At 67.2% G+C, this 16,674-nt stretch carries 12 protein-coding genes and 1 pseudogene; 3 read left to right on the forward strand and 10 right to left on the reverse strand.

The annotated features are described in order from the left end of the window. Positions 1-11 precede the first annotated feature (11 nt). The 3 genes from PcP3B5_RS29345 to PcP3B5_RS29355 all read right to left on the reverse strand — a co-directional run bounded on the left by PcP3B5_RS29345 (position 12) and on the right by PcP3B5_RS29355 (position 3,423). On the reverse strand, positions 12-1,064 hold the full coding sequence (locus PcP3B5_RS29345; RefSeq protein ID WP_061563095.1) for a hypothetical protein: 1,053 nt from the start codon (positions 1,062-1,064) through the stop codon (positions 12-14). A 207-nt stretch (positions 1,065-1,271) separates the two neighbouring features. Then, positions 1,272-2,324 (reverse strand): HAD family hydrolase, encoded by a 1,053-nt coding sequence (locus PcP3B5_RS29350; RefSeq protein ID WP_061563096.1) that lies wholly within the window; start codon positions 2,322-2,324, stop codon positions 1,272-1,274. A gap of 178 nt (positions 2,325-2,502) precedes the next feature. After that, positions 2,503-3,423, reverse strand: a complete 921-nt coding sequence (locus PcP3B5_RS29355) for a LysR substrate-binding domain-containing protein (protein WP_061563097.1) — start codon at positions 3,421-3,423, stop codon at positions 2,503-2,505. Between the two features lie 137 nt (positions 3,424-3,560). On the opposite strand from PcP3B5_RS29355, the pseudogene PcP3B5_RS29360 reads away from it, so the two are divergent. Further along, positions 3,561-5,029 (forward strand): annotated as a pseudogene (locus PcP3B5_RS29360) (NorM family multidrug efflux MATE transporter). On the opposite strand, the gene PcP3B5_RS29365 reads toward PcP3B5_RS29360, so the two are convergent. After that, complete coding sequence (locus tag PcP3B5_RS29365; protein WP_009614084.1) at positions 4,930-6,651, reverse strand: putative bifunctional diguanylate cyclase/phosphodiesterase; 1,722 nt, start codon at positions 6,649-6,651, stop codon at positions 4,930-4,932. The pseudogene PcP3B5_RS29360 and the gene PcP3B5_RS29365 sit on opposite strands and share 100 nt — an antisense overlap. 231 nt (positions 6,652-6,882) lie before the next feature. Between PcP3B5_RS29365 and rep the strand changes: the two genes are divergently transcribed. Further along, entirely contained in the window at positions 6,883-8,892 is a 2,010-nt protein-coding gene (gene rep, locus PcP3B5_RS29370) for a DNA helicase Rep (protein WP_043268147.1), read from the forward strand. Positions 8,893-9,209: 317 nt separating this feature from the next. Beyond that, a complete protein-coding gene (locus PcP3B5_RS29375; RefSeq protein ID WP_009614088.1) occupies positions 9,210-9,782 on the forward strand; it encodes a xanthine phosphoribosyltransferase in 573 nt (190 codons plus the stop codon). A 70-nt stretch (positions 9,783-9,852) separates the two neighbouring features. Here the strand turns inward: PcP3B5_RS29375 and PcP3B5_RS29380 are convergent, their stop codons facing one another. The 6 genes from PcP3B5_RS29380 to dadA form a co-directional block, all read right to left on the reverse strand. After that, on the reverse strand, positions 9,853-11,691 hold the full coding sequence (locus tag PcP3B5_RS29380; RefSeq protein ID WP_145923999.1) for an acetyl-CoA hydrolase/transferase C-terminal domain-containing protein: 1,839 nt from the start codon (positions 11,689-11,691) through the stop codon (positions 9,853-9,855). A gap of 663 nt (positions 11,692-12,354) precedes the next feature. Then, a complete protein-coding gene (locus PcP3B5_RS29385; RefSeq protein WP_009614092.1) occupies positions 12,355-12,780 on the reverse strand; it encodes a c-type cytochrome in 426 nt (141 codons plus the stop codon). 158 nt (positions 12,781-12,938) lie between these two features. Continuing rightward, the gene (locus tag PcP3B5_RS29390) at positions 12,939-13,487 is read right to left on the reverse strand and encodes a cupin domain-containing protein (RefSeq protein WP_009614094.1); all 549 of its coding nucleotides are present in this window, start codon (positions 13,485-13,487) and stop codon (positions 12,939-12,941) included. A 168-nt stretch (positions 13,488-13,655) separates the two neighbouring features. After that, on the reverse strand, positions 13,656-14,735 hold the full coding sequence (gene alr, locus PcP3B5_RS29395) for an alanine racemase (RefSeq protein WP_061563100.1): 1,080 nt from the start codon (positions 14,733-14,735) through the stop codon (positions 13,656-13,658). A 112-nt stretch (positions 14,736-14,847) separates the two neighbouring features. Continuing rightward, positions 14,848-15,201 carry a RidA family protein gene (locus tag PcP3B5_RS29400; protein WP_043268137.1) on the reverse strand — a complete coding sequence of 118 codons (354 nt, stop codon included), beginning with the start codon at positions 15,199-15,201 and terminating at the stop codon, positions 14,848-14,850. Next, entirely contained in the window at positions 15,176-16,471 is a 1,296-nt protein-coding gene (gene dadA, locus PcP3B5_RS29405; RefSeq protein WP_009614100.1) for a D-amino acid dehydrogenase, read from the reverse strand. Before dadA ends, PcP3B5_RS29400 begins: the two co-directional genes overlap by 26 nt. Positions 16,472-16,674: the final 203 nt, after the last annotated feature.

The raw sequence follows: 16,674 nt of genomic DNA on the forward strand, positions 1-16,674 counted from the left end.
CCGACCCCGCGCTACTGGATCTGCTCCGGCGTCACTATCACCCAGTTTTTGTCCGCGGTGACCGGCTGCCCCAGCTTGGCCTGGGCCTCGGCGTTCTTCTTGATCATGCCGTCGAGCTGGTCCATGTACTTGGCCTTGCGGTTTATCCACAGGTGGACGCCGTTCTCGGCGGTGCCGTTGAACAGCATGTAGCCGTCGCTGCTGGGGGTGTCGCCACCGACCAGGATGGGGCGCTTCCACTGGTCGATGTAGGTGAGGATGGCGGCCTGCTTGCCGGCCATCCAGGTCGCCGGGGTCCACAGGTAGGGGGTGATCTCCAGGTCCATATTGGCCTTGGGATCGTATTTGCCCTCGCCGATCTGCTTGCGCGCGGTGGTCAGCGCGCCGGTCTTGCGGTCCTTGAGCAGGGTGGTGACGCCGATGACGTTCTGCGGCTTCACGTTGTAGCCGTACTTCGGATCGCTGGCGACCATGCGCACCAGTTCCTCATGGGCGGCGGTCATCACGTAGACCTCGATGCCGTTCTCCATCAGCTTGTTGTACAGCTCCTGCTGGCCGGTGAAGACCTTCGGCGGGTTGATCTCGATGGTCTTCACCGCATCGCCCTCGTAGTAGGTGCTGGGGATCGGCTTGCCGTAGGCCATCAGTTCGTCGACGTAGCCCTTGAGTTCCTTGAGGGTGAAGCCGGAGAACACCTGGGCGACCCAGGGGTAGCAGACCAGGTCGTCGACCTCGCAGAGGCGGTAGTAGTAGCTGTTCAGGCTTTCCTTGTGGCCGCCCACGTCCTTGAAGGGGATCAGCTTCAGCGAAGGGTCCAGCTTCTCGCGGGTCAGCACGCCTTTCATTTCCAGGAAGGGCAGCAGCGACTCTTCCAGGTCGTAGCGGTAGCTGGTGTTGTCCATGTCGAAGACGGCGAAGGCGCCCTTGTTGGCGTTGGCCGCGATCAGGGCGTCCAGCTGCCTGGCGGCCGGCTCCGGCCAGTGCTTGAGTTCGGTGGCGGCGAAAGCGGTGCTGGCCAGGCCGCCGAGCAGCAGCGCGGCGAACAGGGTGCGCATGGGTTTCATCTGGTTTCCCCCGAGGTGGTCTTGTGGGTGGAAAGACCCGGCGCGGGCCGTTCCCTGGACTAGTCCAGCATTCACCCTAGCAAAGCCGTGTTGCAGTCCTGCGGTGAACGCGACCTCGGGCGTTGCATGCGCGCCAGGACTTGGCCAGGAGCGACAGGGCCTGCCTGGAAGCGGCGGGCAGCGCAGGGGGCGCCGCCCGCCGCTGGCTCAGAGAATCTCCTCGGGCGTGACCACCAGCCAGTTCTTGTCGGCGCGCACCGGCTGCCCCAGCTTGGCCTGGGCCTCGGCGTTCTTCTTGATCATGCCTTCGAGCTGGTCCATGTACTTGGCCTTGCGGTTCACCCACAGGCGCATGCCGTCGTCCGCCGTGCTGTGGAACAGCATGTGGCCGTCATTGCTAGGCGAGTCGCCGCCGACCAGGATGGGTTTCTTCCACGGGTCGATGTAGGTCTGGATGGCCGCCGTCTTGCCGGCCATCCAGGTGCCCGGGGTCCACAGGTAGGGGGTGAATTCCAGGTCCAGGTTGGCCTCGGGATCGTACTTGCCTTCGGTGATCTGCCGGCGTGCGGTGGTCACCGCGCCGGTCTTGCGGTCCTTGAGCAGGGTGCTGACGCCGATGACGTTCTCCGGCTTGACGTTGTAGCCGTACTTCGGATCGCTGGCGACCATGCGCACCAGTTCCTCGTGGGAGGCGGTGAGGATGTACACTTCGATGCCGTTCTCCATCATCCGCTTGAACAGTTCCTGCTGGCCGGTGAACAGCTGCGGCGGCTGCACCTCGACGGTGCGCAGGGTGTCGCCGTCGTAGTAGTCGCTCTTGACCGGCTTGCCGCTCGCCATCATGGCGTCGAGGTGGCCCTTGAGTTCGCGCAGGGTCAGGCCGGAAAGCGCCTGTGCGGCCCAGGGGTAGCAGACGCGGTGGTCGAATTCGCAGAGCCGCGTGTAGTAGCTGTTGAGGCTCTCCTTCTTGCCCTTGAGGTCCTTGAAGGGGATCAGCTTCAGCGAAGGGTCGAGCTTGTCGCGGGTCAGCACGCCCTCGTTCTCCAGGTACGGCAGCAACGCCTCGGCGACGTCGTAGCGGTAGCTGGTGTTGTCCATGTCGAAGACGGCGTAGGCGCCCTTGTTGGCGTTGGCCGCGATCAGCGCGTCGAGCTGCTTCGCCGCGGGCTCCGGCCAGTGCTTGAGCTCGGTGGCGGCCACGGCGTCGTTGGCCAGGCCGCCGAGCAGCAGGATGCCGAACAGTAGTCCATAGGTTTTCATCGAATGTTCCCCCGGTTGCGAATGGCGGGGAAGGCGCGGCGACACGGGCTTTGGCCCATCGTTGATGGCCGGGCGTTTCCCCTCCGCCACGACCGTAGCAAGGGGGCAAAGGGCCAGACAGACGGTCGGGCGTCGCATGCGCGCTCCAGTCGCAGGGGCCGCGGAAACGCCCTACAACCTACTCCAGAATTTCAACCTGCGGCAGTCGCATTGCGCTGACTTCAGCCAGAAGAAAATCCCTCAGACGACGTAGGCGCTCCTGCTGCCGCCGCGCCTTGGGCCAGACCAGGTAGTAGCTCTCGCCGCTGGCTACCGCGCTGGGCCAGGGCAGGGCCAGGCGGCCGGCGGCGGCGTCCTCGGCGACCATCACCAGGTCGCCGATGGACAGGCCGTAGCCACGGGTGGCCGCGACTATGCCCAGCTCCAGGGTGTCGAACACCTGGCCGCCCTTGAGCGACACCTGCTCCTCCAGGCCCACGCGCTGCAGCCAGCGCCGCCAGTCGCGGCGGTCCGGCGTGGGGTGCAGCAGCTCCGCGGCGGCCAGCCGCTCGACGTCCCAGGGGCCGTCGTCGAGCGGTTGCGGGGCGCCGACCGGGATCAGCCACTCGGGGAACAGCAGGCAGCTCTCCCATTCCGCCGGGAAGCGCCCGGCGCTGAGCAGCACCGCGCAGTCGAAGGGCTCGCGGGCGAAGTCCACCTCGTCGACGTCCATCCAGGCGCTGGTCAGCTGCACCTCGATATCGCTGTTGGCCATGCGGAACACGCTCAGGCGCGGCAGCAGCCAGCGCATGGTCAGGGTCGAGGGCGCCTTCAGGCGCAGCACGTCCTCGTCGCTGTGCAGGCTGGCGCAGGCGCGCTCCAGGGCGTCGAAGCCATCGCGCAGGCCCGGCAGCAGCAGGCGCGCCGGCTCGGTCAGGCGCAGCTGGCGGCCCTGGCGCTGGAACAGCTGGCAGTCGAAGTGCTCCTCCAGGGTGCGCACGTGGCGGCTTACCGCGCTCTGGGTGATGGCCAGTTCCTCGGCGGCGCGGGTGAAGGAGGCGTGCCGGGCGGCCGCCTCGAAGGCGCGCAGGGCATAGAGCGGGGGCAGGCGGCGGGACATGACGGGCCTTAAGGCATGAGTCTGACTCATGCATTGCATCGCTTTTTTCCTTTTGTGGGAAGGCCCTGTGCCGCACCAGAATGGACGACTCGATGAATCCGGGAGGCGCCAGGCGCCGCCCAAACCAGACGCATGCCATGCCCACCCCCTACCGCACCGAACTGCAGGCCATCCTGCGCCTCGCCGGGCCGCTGATCGCCGCCCAGCTGGCCTATGTCGCCATGGTCTTCACCGACACCCTGATGATGGGCAAGCTCGGCCCCGACGCCCTGGCCGCCGGGGGCCTGGGCGCCTCCACCTACGCGTTCGTCTCCACCGTGTGCAGCGGCGTGGTGGCGGCCACCGGCAACCTGGTGGCGATCCGGCATGGCGCGCGCGACCGCGCCGGCACAGCTGCCGCCACCCAGGCGGGGCTGTGGGTCGGCCTGGGCCTGGCGCTGCTCGCCGGCGCCCTGCTGTGGAACCTGGAGGCACTGCTGCTGATCCTCGGCCAGGCGCCGGCGACGGTGCACGGCACCATGAGTTTTCTGCACAGCATTCTCTTCGCCCTGCCCGGCTACCTGGCCTTCATGGTGCTGCGCGGCTTCACCAGCGCCATCGAGCGGCCCGGCCCGGTGATGGCCATCAGCGCCCTCGGCGCGCTGGCCAACCTGGGCCTGAACTACGCCTTCCTCGACGGCTGGTTCGGCCTGCCGCGCCTGGGCCTGGCCGGCATCGGCCTGGTCACCGCCATCGTCATGAACCTGCTGCCGCTGATCCTCGCGCTGTACCTGCGCTGGCACCCGGCCTATGTCGCCTACCCGCTGCTGCGCGGCCTGGGCCGGCCGCAGCGCGGACAGATCGCCGAGACGCTGCGCCTGGGCCTGCCGATCGGCGGCACCTACGCGGTGGAGTCGGGCATGTTCGCCGTGGCCACCCTGTGCATGGGCGCCATCGGCACCACGGCGCTGGCCGCGCACCAGATCGCCATCCAGTCGGTGTACCTGGCCTTCATGGTGCCGGTGGGGATTTCCTACGCGGTGACCTTCCGCATCGGCCAGTACTACGGCGCCGGCCGCTTGCACGAGGCGCGCCGCGCCGGGCGGGTGGGCATCGGCTTCGGCGCGCTGTGCATGTTCGCCTTCGCCCTGCTGTTCTGGCTGGCGCCGCGCCAGGTCATCGGCCTGTTCCTGGACCTCGAGCAACCGGCCAACCAGGCGGTGGTGCAACTGGCCGTGAGCCTGCTGGCGATCGCCGCCTGGTTCGAGCTGTTCGACGGCCTGCAGAGCATCGCCATGGGCGCCATCCGCGGCCTCAAGGATGCCCGCACCACCTTCCTGGTGGGCCTGGCCGGCTACTGGCTGGCGGGTGTGCCGCTGGCCTGGCTGCTGGCCTTCCCCTTCGGCTGGGGCCCGCACGGCGTCTGGTGGGGATTGGCGGCGGGGCTGGCGTGCACCGCGCTGGGCCTGTGCCTGGCCTTCGAGGCGCGCACCGCGCGGCTGCTGCAGCCGATGGCGGAACCGGGTTTCAGTTGCCGACCGGGTCCTGCTGCCTGAGCGCGCGTCCGGCGCCGAACACCAGGAAGCGCGCCAGTTCGGGCAACGGCAGCGGGCGGCTGATCCAGTAGCCCTGCACCTGGTCGCAGCCGAACTGGCGCAGCAGCTGGCGCTGGTCGGCGCTTTCCACGCCCTCGGCGACCACCTCCAGGTTGAGGTTGTGCGCCAGGTTGATCATGGCCCGCACCAGCTGGCGGTTCTCCGCGCGCTCGGACATGCCGCCGACGAAGCTCTTGTCGATCTTCAGCAGGGTGATCGGCAGGCTGTTGAGGTGGACGAAGGAGGAGAAGCCGGTGCCGAAGTCGTCCAGGGAGAAGCGCACGCCCAGTTGCCCCAGCGTCTGCATGGTCTGCAGGACCTGCTCGCTGCGGCGCATCACGGCGGTTTCGGTGAGTTCGAATTCCAGCCAGCGCGCATCCACGCCGCGCTCGGCGATCAGCCGTTGCAGCGTGGGCAGCAGTTGGCTGTCCTGGAACTGGCGGAACGACAGGTTGATGGCCATGTGCAGCGGCGGCAGGCCGCGCCCGAGCAACCACTGCATGTCGCGCAGGGCGCGGGCGATCACCCAGTAGCCCAGCGGCACGATCAACCCGCTCTCCTCGGCCAGGGGCACGAAGTCCCCCGGGGTGAGCAGCCCGCGGCTGGGGTGGCGCCAGCGCACCAGGGCCTCGAGGCCGACGATGGTGTCGCTCTCCAGGTCCAGGCGCGGCTGGTAGTGCAGTTCCAGTTCGTCGCGGCGCAGGGCCCGGCGCAGTTCGCTTTCCAGTTCGGCCAGGCTGCGCGCGCCGCGGTTGATGCGCTCGTCGAAGAGATGGAAGGTGCAGCCCTGGCGCATCTTGGCCTGCTGCATGGCGATGTGCGCGTGCCACATCAGGGCGTCGGCGCTGTCGCCGGAACGGGCATGGGCCAGGCCCAGGCTGCAGCCTAGCAGCAGGCTCTCGCCTTCCACCCAGTAGGGTTCGCCGAGTACTTCGACGATGCGCTCGGCCAGGCGCTCGGCGCGCCGTGGGTCGCGGCGGGTGTCCAGCAGCAGGGCGAACTCGTCGCTGCCCAGGCGCGCCAGGCGGTCGCCGTGCTCCAGGTGCGAGCGCAGACGCGCCACCACCTGCAGGATCAGGCGGTCGCCGGCCTGGTGGCCGAGGGCGTCGTTGACGTGGCGGAAGTTGTCCAGGTCGAGGTGGCCGAGGGCCAGGCCGCGGCCCTGGAACTCATCCAGCTGGGCGGCTAGCAAAGTCTGGAAGCCCTGGCGGTTGGCGATGCCGGTCAGCGGGTCCTGCTCGGCCAGGCGCTGCAAAGTGGCCTCCAGGCCGCTGCGCTCGCGGGCGTAGCGCAGGGAACGGCGCAGCACCTCGCTGCTCAGTTGCGGCGTCAGCCAGTCGGCCACGCCGGCGGGCGTCTGCGCGGGCTCGCGCTCCAGCAGCAGGATGATCGGCAGCCGGCAGTTGTCCCGCGAGGGCAGCTTGCCGGGGGTGGCCAGCACCAGGCCGACCTCGTCCTCGTCGAACAGGCTGCGGGCGGACTCCCAGGAAGGCGCGGTGATCAGCGAATAGGCGTTGCCCAGCGCGGCGAGATGCTCGCGCAGCAGCTGGGCCCACTGCGGCGTTTCAGCCAGCAGGAGCAGGCGCGTGGACTCGACCGACGCAGCCAAGCGACCCCCATGAAAAGAAAAGGAATGCCCCGGGCGCCATCCCATGCCCCGGCCATCCGGATTGGCGTTCCAGCGCCCGGACGAGGCCGTCTGTCGGCGCGGAACCAAGAAACTCTTCAGAGTTTTCTTCAACTAATGCAGCCACAAGCCTAATACAAGTATGAATTTATCCAAAACGGCGAAGCGCGACGGCGTCACAGATCGCCGTTTTTCCGCAGCCCCGGGCGGGGCTGGTAGAATGGCCGCCCGCTTCGCCATCGATACCCTTCCCGAACCATGTCCCGACTCAACCCCCGGCAGCAAGAGGCCGTGAACTACGTCGGCGGCCCCCTGCTGGTGCTGGCCGGCGCCGGCTCCGGCAAGACCAGCGTGATCACCCGCAAGATCGCCTACCTGGTGCAGCAGTGCGGCATCCGCGCCCAGTACATCGTCGCCGTCACCTTCACCAACAAGGCCGCGCGCGAGATGAAGGAGCGCGTCAGCACCCTGCTGCGCCCCGGCGAAGGCAAGGGCCTGACCGTCTCCACCTTCCACAACCTGGGCCTGAACATCATCCGCAAGGAATACGCCGCCCTGGGCTACAAGCCCGGCTTCTCGATCTTCGACGAGAGCGACGTGAAGGCGCTGATGACGGACATCATGCAGAAGGAGTATTCCGGCGACGACGGCCTGGACGAGATCAAGAACCTGATCGGCGGCTGGAAGAACGACCTGGTCCTGCCCGAGGAGGCCCTGGCCAAGGCGCGCAACCCCAAGGAACAGACCGCCGCCATGGTCTACCTGCACTACCAGCGCACCCTGCGCGCGTACAACGCGGTGGACTTCGACGACCTGATCCTGCAGCCGGTGAAGCTGTTCCAGGACAACCCGGACATCCTCGAGAAGTGGCGCAACCGCGTGCGCTACATGCTGGTGGACGAGTACCAGGACACCAACGCCAGCCAGTACCTGCTGGTGAAGCTGCTGGTGCAGCAGCGCGCGCACTTCACCGTGGTGGGCGACGACGACCAGTCGATCTACGCCTGGCGCGGCGCGCGCCCGGAAAACCTGATGCAGCTCAAGGACGACTTCCCCTCGCTGAAGGTGGTGATGCTGGAGCAGAACTACCGCTCCACCAGCCGCATCCTCAAGTGCGCCAACGTGCTCATCGCCAACAACCCCCACGTGTTCGAGAAGCAGCTGTGGAGCGAGATGGGCGAAGGCGACCCGATCCGGGTGATCCGCTGCCGCAACGAGGAAGCCGAGGCCGAGCGGGTGGCCATGGAAATCCTCACCATCCACCTGAAGACCCAGCGGCCCTACAGCGAATTCGCCATCCTCTACCGCGGCAACTACCAGGCCAAGCTGATCGAGCTGAAGCTGCAGCACCACCAGATTCCCTATCGCCTGTCCGGCGGCACCAGTTTCTTCGCCCGCCAGGAAGTGAAGGACCTGATGTCCTACTTCCGCCTGCTGGTGAACCCGGACGACGACAACGCCTTCCTGCGGGTGATCAACGTGCCGCGCCGCGAGATCGGCTCGGCGACCCTGGAGAAGCTCGGCAACTACGCCACCGAGCGCGGCTGCTCGATGTTCGCCGCCAGCGGCGAGCTGGGCCTGGCCGAGCACCTGGACGCACGCTTCGTCGAGCGCCTGCAGCGCTTCAAGCGCTTCATCGACAAGGTCCGCGAGCAGTGCGCGGGCTCAGACCCGATCGGCGCGCTGCGCAGCATGGTGATGGACATCGACTACGAGAACTGGCTGCGGCAGAACGCTTCAAGCGACAAGGTCGCCGACTTCCGCATGGGCAACGTCTGGTTCCTCATCGAGGCGCTGAAGAACACCCTGGAGCGCGACGAGGACGGCGACATGACCATCGAGCAGGCCATCGCCAAGCTGGTGCTGCGCGACATGCTCGAACGCCAGCAGGAGGAAGAGGAAGGCGCCGACGGCGTGCAGATGATGACCCTGCACGCCTCCAAGGGCCTGGAATTCCCCTACGTGTTCATTCTCGGCGTGGAGGAGGAAATCCTCCCGCACCGCTCCAGCATCGAGGCCGACAGCATCGAGGAAGAGCGGCGCCTGGCCTACGTCGGCATAACCCGGGCGAAGAAGAACCTGGCCATGACCTTCGCCGCCAAGCGCAAGCAGTACGGCGAGATCATCGACTGCTCGCCGAGCCGCTTCCTCGACGAACTGCCGCCGGAAGACCTGGTCTGGGAAGGCCAGGAAGACGCCCCGGTGGAGGTCAAGGCGGCCAAGGGCAACGCGGCCCTGGCGGACATCCGCGCGCTGCTCAAGCGCTGAGCCTGCGCGCCGACGCGCTCTTCGTAGGATGGGTTGAGCTTGCGAAACCCATGCGGTCGTGGCGATGGGTATCGCTTCGCTCAACCCATCCTACGATGCTGGCACGGACGGGAAATGCGCCACCAACCTGTAGGAGCGGGCCCTGCCCGCGATTCGCGCGCAGGGCGCGCTCCTACAATGGAATGCCACGGCGACGGCCAGCGGAAGCTGTCCATCCGATCAGCTTCTTCTTTTGTCGGAAGGTCGCGCAGGCCGGCGCTTACGAGGTAGAATTGCGCGCTTCATCAGCGGCCTCAGCTCCGCCAGGAAGCCCTCAATTGAACACCCTCAAAGACAAAATCCGCAGCGAAGGCGTCGTCCTCTCCGACCAGGTCCTCAAGGTAGACGCCTTCCTCAACCACCAGATCGACCCGCTGCTGATGAAGCAGATCGGCCACGAGTTCGCCGAACGCTTCAAGGGCCAGGGCATCACCAAGATCGTCACCATCGAGGCCTCGGGCATCGCCCCGGCGGTCATGGCCGGCCTGGAGCTGGGCATCCCGGTGATTTTCGCCCGCAAGTTCCAGTCGCTGACGCTGAAGAACGACCTGCTGATCTCCAAGGTGTTCTCCTTCACCAAGCAGACCGAGAGCACCATCGCCATCTCCGCGCGGCACCTGACCGCCGCCGACCACGTGCTGGTGATCGACGACTTCCTCGCCAACGGCCACGCCGCCAAGGCGCTGATCGATCTGATCCAGCAGGCCGGGGCGAGCATCGCCGGCCTGGGCATCGTCATCGAGAAGTCCTTCCAGGACGGCCGCAAGCTGCTGGAAAGCGAAGGCTACCGCGTCGAATCCCTGGCCCGGGTGAAGTCCCTGGCCGGCGGCGAGGTCGAGTTCCTCGACTGATCCGGCTGCGCTGTGAAAAAGGCGGGCGCCCGGCAAGGGTTCCCGCCTTTTTCATGCCCTTCGTTCGCGCCTACATAAAGCCGTCCCGGGTGGCGTGCAGGCCGGCGAGGATCAAGCGCTGGTAGAGCTCTTCGCGCAGGCCGTCCGGCTGCTCCAGGCCCATGCGCTGCAGGTGCGCCGGGAAGGCCTCCGGTTCCGGCGCGTCCAGGGTGGCCTTGCCCAGTTCGAGAATCTCGCTGAGCCGGAGCTTGCTTTTCAGCCAGGTCAGCGCCCGCAGCAGGTCGCGCTCTTCCGGGGTGAAATCGCAACCCAGCGGGTATTCCGGCAAGGCCTCGCGGTGTTGTGCGCACAGCGTCTGCAGGCGTTCGGGAAGGTTGTCGCGGTGGCGCCGGTCCAGCTCGAAATCCGCCGGCAGCTTGCCCGCCGCCTTGGCCTCGGCGATGAGGCCGTCCTGGAAGCGTGAGTCGGCGATGGCCAGCAGCGCTTCGATCACCTCGGCATCGTTCTTCCCGCGCAGGTCGGCGATGCCGTACTCGGTCACCACCATGTCGCGCAGGTGCCGCGGGATGGTGGTGTGGCCGTAGTTCCAGACGATGTTCGAGCTGACCTCGCCGCCGCTCTCGCGCCAGCTGCGCAGCAGCAGGATGGAGCGCCCGCCGTGCAGCTCGTGGGCCTGGGCGACGAAGTTGTACTGGCCGCCGACGCCGCTGACCACGCGGCCGTCCTCCAGTTGGTCGGCCACCCCGGCGCCGAGCAGGGTCACGGTGAAGGCGCTGTTGATGAAGCGCGCGTCGCGGCGCTGCAGGCGCTTGAGCTCCTCGTCGCGGTAGAGGTTGTTGACGAAGCCGATGCCGGTCATGGCGATGCCGGCCAGGCGCTCGGCCGGCAGCTCGCGCAGGCGCTGGTAGAAGGCCTGCGGGCCGAGGAAGAAGCCAGCGTGCAGCCAGACGCCGTCGGCGTCCGCTCGGTGCTGCTGCGCCCGTGGATAAACCTGCCGCTTGAGCACGCCAGCCTCGGCCAGGTCCAGCAGGCCCGGCACGAACATCTCGCTGCAACCGTAGAGGCCCTGAGTGAAGGCGCCCAAGCCGCCTTCGCGGTCGATCAGCCCGGCATGGCGCTCGGCGATCTCCAGTTCGGCGAGCAGCACGCGGTACGCGGTGTTGTCACGCTGGCGCAGCAACAGCGCCGAGGTCACCGCATCGCCCATGGCGCCGATGCCAACCTGCAGGGTGCCGCCGTCGCGCACCAAAGCGCTGGCGTGCAGGCCGATGCAGTGGTCCTGCCAGCCCACCGGCATGTAGGGCGTGGAGAACAGCGTGCTGGTATCCGCCGGCTGTTCCACCAGCAGGTCGAAGATATCTTCGTCGACTTCGGCGTCGCCCGGCATGTACGGCAGGTTGCGGTGCACCACGCCGATGCAGAGGATGCGCTCGCCGGCCGCGCGGCGGCGGCGCAGCATGGGCAGCAGGTCGAGGGTGATGTCCGGGTTGCACGCCAGGCTCAGCCTGCCGGGCCGCGCCGGGTCGCGGGCGACCAGTTGGGCCACGGCGTTGATGCCCTTGGCGTCGAGGTCGCGGGCGACGTGGCTGTAGTTGCAGCTGATGTAGTTCTGCTGCGCCGGCGCGCTGTCCAGCAGGCTGCCCGGCTGCAGGTAGAACTCCTCGACGCGCACGTTCGGCGGCAGGCTGCCCTGGCGCAGGTCGCGCAGGTAGTCGAGTTCCGGGTAGTCGCCGTACAGACGTTCGACGAAGGGTTCGAGAAAGCGCCGCTGCAACTCGCTGCCGGCCTGGGGCCGGCCCAGCGACAGCGCCGTGTAGAGCGTCAACTGGCGCGCCGGCTGCTCGCCCAGGCGCCGGTAGAGAAGGTTGACCAGGTGATTGGGCTTACCCAGGCCCAACGGCAGGCCCAGGCGGATCGGGCCATCGAGCCCGGCCAGCAGGTGATCGACGGCTTCGTCGAGGGTGCAGCGGTGCGCCAAGGTGCGATCCTCCGTGGTTGCCTGTCCAAGTTTGGACCGAAAACCGGCGGGGAGGCTCCGGCGTCTTTTCATTCAAGTGGCGCGGTGGTTCAGCGGAGGGGGCCGTTCGCGCCACCGGGGCGTCCGGCATGGCCGGTAAATCCAATCGCGGACAAAGTCCGCTCCGCCCGCGCTTCCTGTCACCGTAGGAGCAACTGTCTGCGTCGAGGTGCTCTTCGTAGGATGGGTTGAGCTTGCGAAACCCATGCGGTTGCGCTGATGGGTATCGCTGCGCTCAACGCCATCCTACGAAAAGCCGTGCTTCCTGGAACCGTAGCTGGCCCTGCCCGCGATTCGCGCGCAGGGCGCGCTCCTACAGGGGAATGGCGTGGGTGGGGTGGCGTAGGAGCGAGCTTGCTCGCGAATGAGCCCCGCAGCGGAGTCTGTTCGCGAGCATGAGGGGTGGGGATCGACGCGCGGAGCCAAGGCCCCACTCTGCAAGCCAAGCCCCAGCCCCCCCCTATGAAAAATGCCGTTTCCCCAACCAGAGAAACGGCATTCTTTCTTGAGCGGACAGCATCGGCCCGTAATCGGCTTTTCCTGCCAGCCCGTGGCTCAGAGGCCGGACATGTGCTTGATGGCCGCCTTCAGCTCGTCGTCCGAGCAGTCGGCGCAGGTGCCTTTCGGCGGCATGGCGTTGATGCCGGAAATGGCCTTGGCCAGCAGGCCATCGAGGCCGCCCTGCTCCTTGGCGCGCTTGCCCCACTCGCCCTTGTCGCCGACCTTGGGCGCACCCAGCAGGCCGGTGCCGTGGCAGGTGGTGCAGACCTTGCCGACGATCTCTTCGCCCGAACGCGGCGCACCGCCACCTCCGGCGGAAGCGACAGCGCCGACGCCTTCGCACTCCTTGCCCTGGACGCAGACCTTGCCCACCGGTTCCAGGCGCTTGGCGATGTCGTCATTGGTCGTGGCTTGGGCGCCAGCGGCCATCAGGGCCAATACGGCGGCCTGGGCCACCAGGATTTTCTTTATCAGGTTCACCCTTTTACCCTCATCGTGGCTTGTACGCCCGGGCACGGTTTCCATCGCAGTCTAGGTAGCGCGGGCGGCCGCAAGTATAACGGAAGAGCGCGCGTCTGAAACAATTGCAGGGCCCGCGAGGGCCTTGCGTCATACGGTCGCAGGCGGCTCAGCCGCCTCTAAAAATTTGCCGGAGTGGTCGCGCTTATGAGCCTCGCCGGCGCATCGAAGGGGTTGCGGAAGCGATGCGGGCGGGTGCTGTCGAAATAGTAGCTGTCGCCGCTTTCGAGGACGTACACCTCGTCGCCGACGGTCAGCTCCAGGCGGCCTTCGACCAGCACGCCGGTCTCCTCGCCTTCGTGGGAGTACATGTCGTCGCCGGTGTCGGCGCCTGGCGGGTAGGTCTCGTCGAGCAGCGTGATGGCGCGGCTGGGATAGGCCTTGCCGATCAGCTTCATGATGATGTCGCCGTCGGACAGGTCGCTGAGCTCGTCCGCCTTGTAGACCACCTGGGTGTTGCTGTCCTGCTCGATGTCCAGGGAGAAGAATTCCACCAGGGACATGGGAATGCCGCCCAGCACCTTCTTCAGGGAGCTGATCGACGGACTCACGCTGTTCTTCTCGATCATCGAGATGGTGCTGTTGGTGACGCCCGCGCGCTTGGCGAGTTCACGCTGGGACAGCCCTTTGAGTTTACGGATGGCTTGCAGGCGAGCGCCAACGTCCAAGGGTGGGGTCCTCCTTATCTTATTTCTTGTTCTGCCAGGCTCTAACGGGCGGAACCCGCCTGCGCCTTGCGGCGAGCGGGTTCCGAAGTGCCCGTATCATGGCAACACCGTTCAGTATTTACAACAGATCGGCCTCGGATACTGCGCAAACTTTACGCAGTTCGTCGCTCAGTCGCCGCTGTAGACCCGCGGTACGCGCTTGAGGTTGCAGAACAATTGATAGGGGATGCTGCCGCACAGGCTGGCGAGCTGGCTGGCCGGGACGTTCGGCCCCCACAGCTCGACGCGGCTGCCCAGGCCGGCGCCGGGCAGGTCGGTGAGGTCGACGGTGAGCATGTCCATGGACACCCGGCCGATGATGCGGCTGGCCTGGCCGTCGATGAACACCGGAGTGCCGTCCGGCGCATGGCGCGGGTAGCCGTCGGCGTAACCCATGGCGACCACGCCGACACGCACCGGGCGCTCGGCGACGTAGCGCGCGCCGTAGCCCACCGGCTCGCCGGCCGGCAGTTCGCGCACGCCGATGATCTTCGACTCCAGGGTCATCACCGGGCGCAACTGGTCGGCCAGCGGCTGGGCCTGCTCGAAGGGGGTGGCGCCGTAGAGCATGATGCCCGGGCGCACCCAGTCGCTGGGCACGCTCGGCCAGCCGAGGATGCCGGGGGAGTTGCGCAGGCTGACCTCGTAGGGCTGGCCCAGGCCGGCGCGCACGGCCTCGAAGGCGGCGACCTGCTCTTCGGTGCGCGCGCAGTCCAGCTCGTCGGCGCGGGCGAAGTGGCTCATCAGCACCACCCTGGCCACGTGCGGCAGGGCCTGCAGGCGCGCCAGGGCGGCGGCGTAGTCCTGCGGGAAGAAGCCGACGCGGTGCATGCCCGAGTCCATCTTCAGCCACAGCGTCAGCGGCTTGGCCGGGCGGGCGCGCTCGATGGCCTCCAGTTGCCAGGCCGAGTGCACCACGCACCAGAAGTCATGGAGCTCGATCAGCTCCAGTTCGCTGGCCTCGAAGAAGCCCTCCAGCAGCAGGATGGGCGCGCGGATGCCGGCTTCGCGCAGTTCCAGGGCCTCTTCGATGCAGGCCACGGCGAAGCCGTCGGCTTCCGCCTCCAGGGCCTTGGCGCAGCGCACCGCGCCGTGGCCGTAGGCATCGGCCTTGACCACCGCCAGCGCACGCGCGCCGCTGACTTCGCGGGCCAGGCGGTAGTTGTGGCGCAGGGCCTGGAGGTCGATCAGGGCACGGGCTGGACGCATGGCGGGAACTCTCTGTTATTCGGGTACGGCGCAGCCGCGGGCGAACCCGCGCCGACGAAGGCCGTGAAGCAAAAAAAGGCCTGGCAATCCGACCAGGCCCCACGCAAAGGATTTACGGCAGGGCCGCGACCACCGACATCTCCACCAGGATCTCCGGCTCGCAGAGCCTGGCCTCCACGGTGGCCCGGGCCGGGGCGGTGCCTTGCGGCAGCCACTGGTCCCAGACGGCGTTCATGCCGGCGAAGTGCGCGTCGATGTCCTTCAGGTAGATGGTCACCGAGAGGATGCGCGTCTTGTCGGTGCCGGCCTCTTCGAGCAGGCGCTCGATGCTGGCCAGGACCTCGCGGGTCTGCTGTTCGACGCCGGCGGCCATGTCGTCGCCCACCTGGCCCGCCAGGTAGACGGTGCCGTTGTGGACGACGATCTGGCTCATGCGGCCATTAGTGTGCAGGCGCTGGATGGCCATTCTGAGCCTCCGAGGCGTTGCTGTAGCGGGAAATGTCCAGGCCGTCGGTGCTGATCTGCGGGCGTTTCTTCGCCATCAGGTCGGCCAGGTAGCGGCCCGAGCCGCAGGCCATGGTCCAGCCCAGGGTGCCGTGGCCGGTGTTCAGGTACAGGTTGCGGTAGCGGGTGCCGCCGACGATCGGGGTGCCGTCCGGGGTGGCCGGGCGCAGGCCGGTCCAGAAGGTCGCCTGGCTGACGTCGCCGCCCTCGGGGTAGAGGTCGGTGGTGATCATTTCCAGGGTTTCGCGGCGGCGCGGGTTCAGCGACAGGTCGAAACCGGCGATCTCGGCCATGCCGCCGACGCGGATGCGCTGGTCGAAGCGGGTGATGGCGACCTTGTAGGTCTCGTCGAGGATGGTCGAGGTCGGCGCCATGTCCGGGTTGGTGATCGGCACGGTCAGCGAGTAGCCCTTCAGCGGGTAGACCGGGGCGTCGATGCCCAGCGGCTTGAGCATCTGCGGCGAGTAGCTGCCCAGGGCCAGCACGTAGTGGTCGGCGGTGACCAGTTGGCCATCGATCCACACGCCGTTGATGCGGTCGCCGGCGAAGTCCAGGCGCTGGATGTTCTGGTTGAAGCGGAACTCCACGCCCAGGCCTTGGGCCAGTTCGGCCAGCTTGGTGGTGAACATCTGGCAGTCGCCGGTCTGGTCGTTGGGCAGGCGCAGGGCGCCGACCAGCTTGTCGGCCACCTTGGCCAGGGCCGGCTCGACGCGGGCGATGCCGGCGCGGTCGAGGACTTCATAGGGCACGCCGGAGCTTTCCAGCACGGCGATGTCCTTGGCGGCGGAGTCGAGCTGGGCCTGGGTGCGGAACAGCTGGGTGGTGCCCAGGGTGCGGCCTTCGTAGGCGATGCCGGTTTCGGCGCGCAGTTCGTCGAGGCAGTCGCGGCTGTACTCGGACAGGCGCACCATGCGCTCCTTGTTCACCGCGTAGCTGGCGGCGTTGCAGTTGCGCAGCATCTGCCACATCCAGGCGTACTGGCTGGGGTCGCCGGTGAGCTTGATGGCCAGCGGCGCGTGCTTCTCCAGCAGCCACTTCATGGCCTTCAGCGGGATGCCCGGGGCGGCCCAGGGCGAGGCGTAGCCGGGGGAAACCTGGCCGGCGTTGGCGAAGCTGGTTTCCAGGGCCGGGCCGGGCTGGCGGTCGACCACCACCACTTCGAAGCCGGAACGGGCCAGATAGTAAGCACTGGCGGTGCCGATCACACCGCTGCCAAGAACCAGAACGCGCATCGCTGCCTCCCACGTCGCGTGGGGCACGCGACGTTTCTTATTTTGAACGTCAGTTGCGCGCAGTATAGGAATTCGACCGCAGAAATAATCACTATTTAACAAGCGGTAATTGAAGAAAATTCTTGGTGAAAACGCCTTTCACGGAGGCGCATCCACCAGACAACCAGCAAAAACACCTGAAAAATCCATAGCCATGCAAGTAT

Origin of the sequence: Pseudomonas citronellolis (assembly GCF_001586155.1) — a bacterium.
Lineage (GTDB): Bacteria > Pseudomonadota > Gammaproteobacteria > Pseudomonadales > Pseudomonadaceae > Pseudomonas > Pseudomonas citronellolis.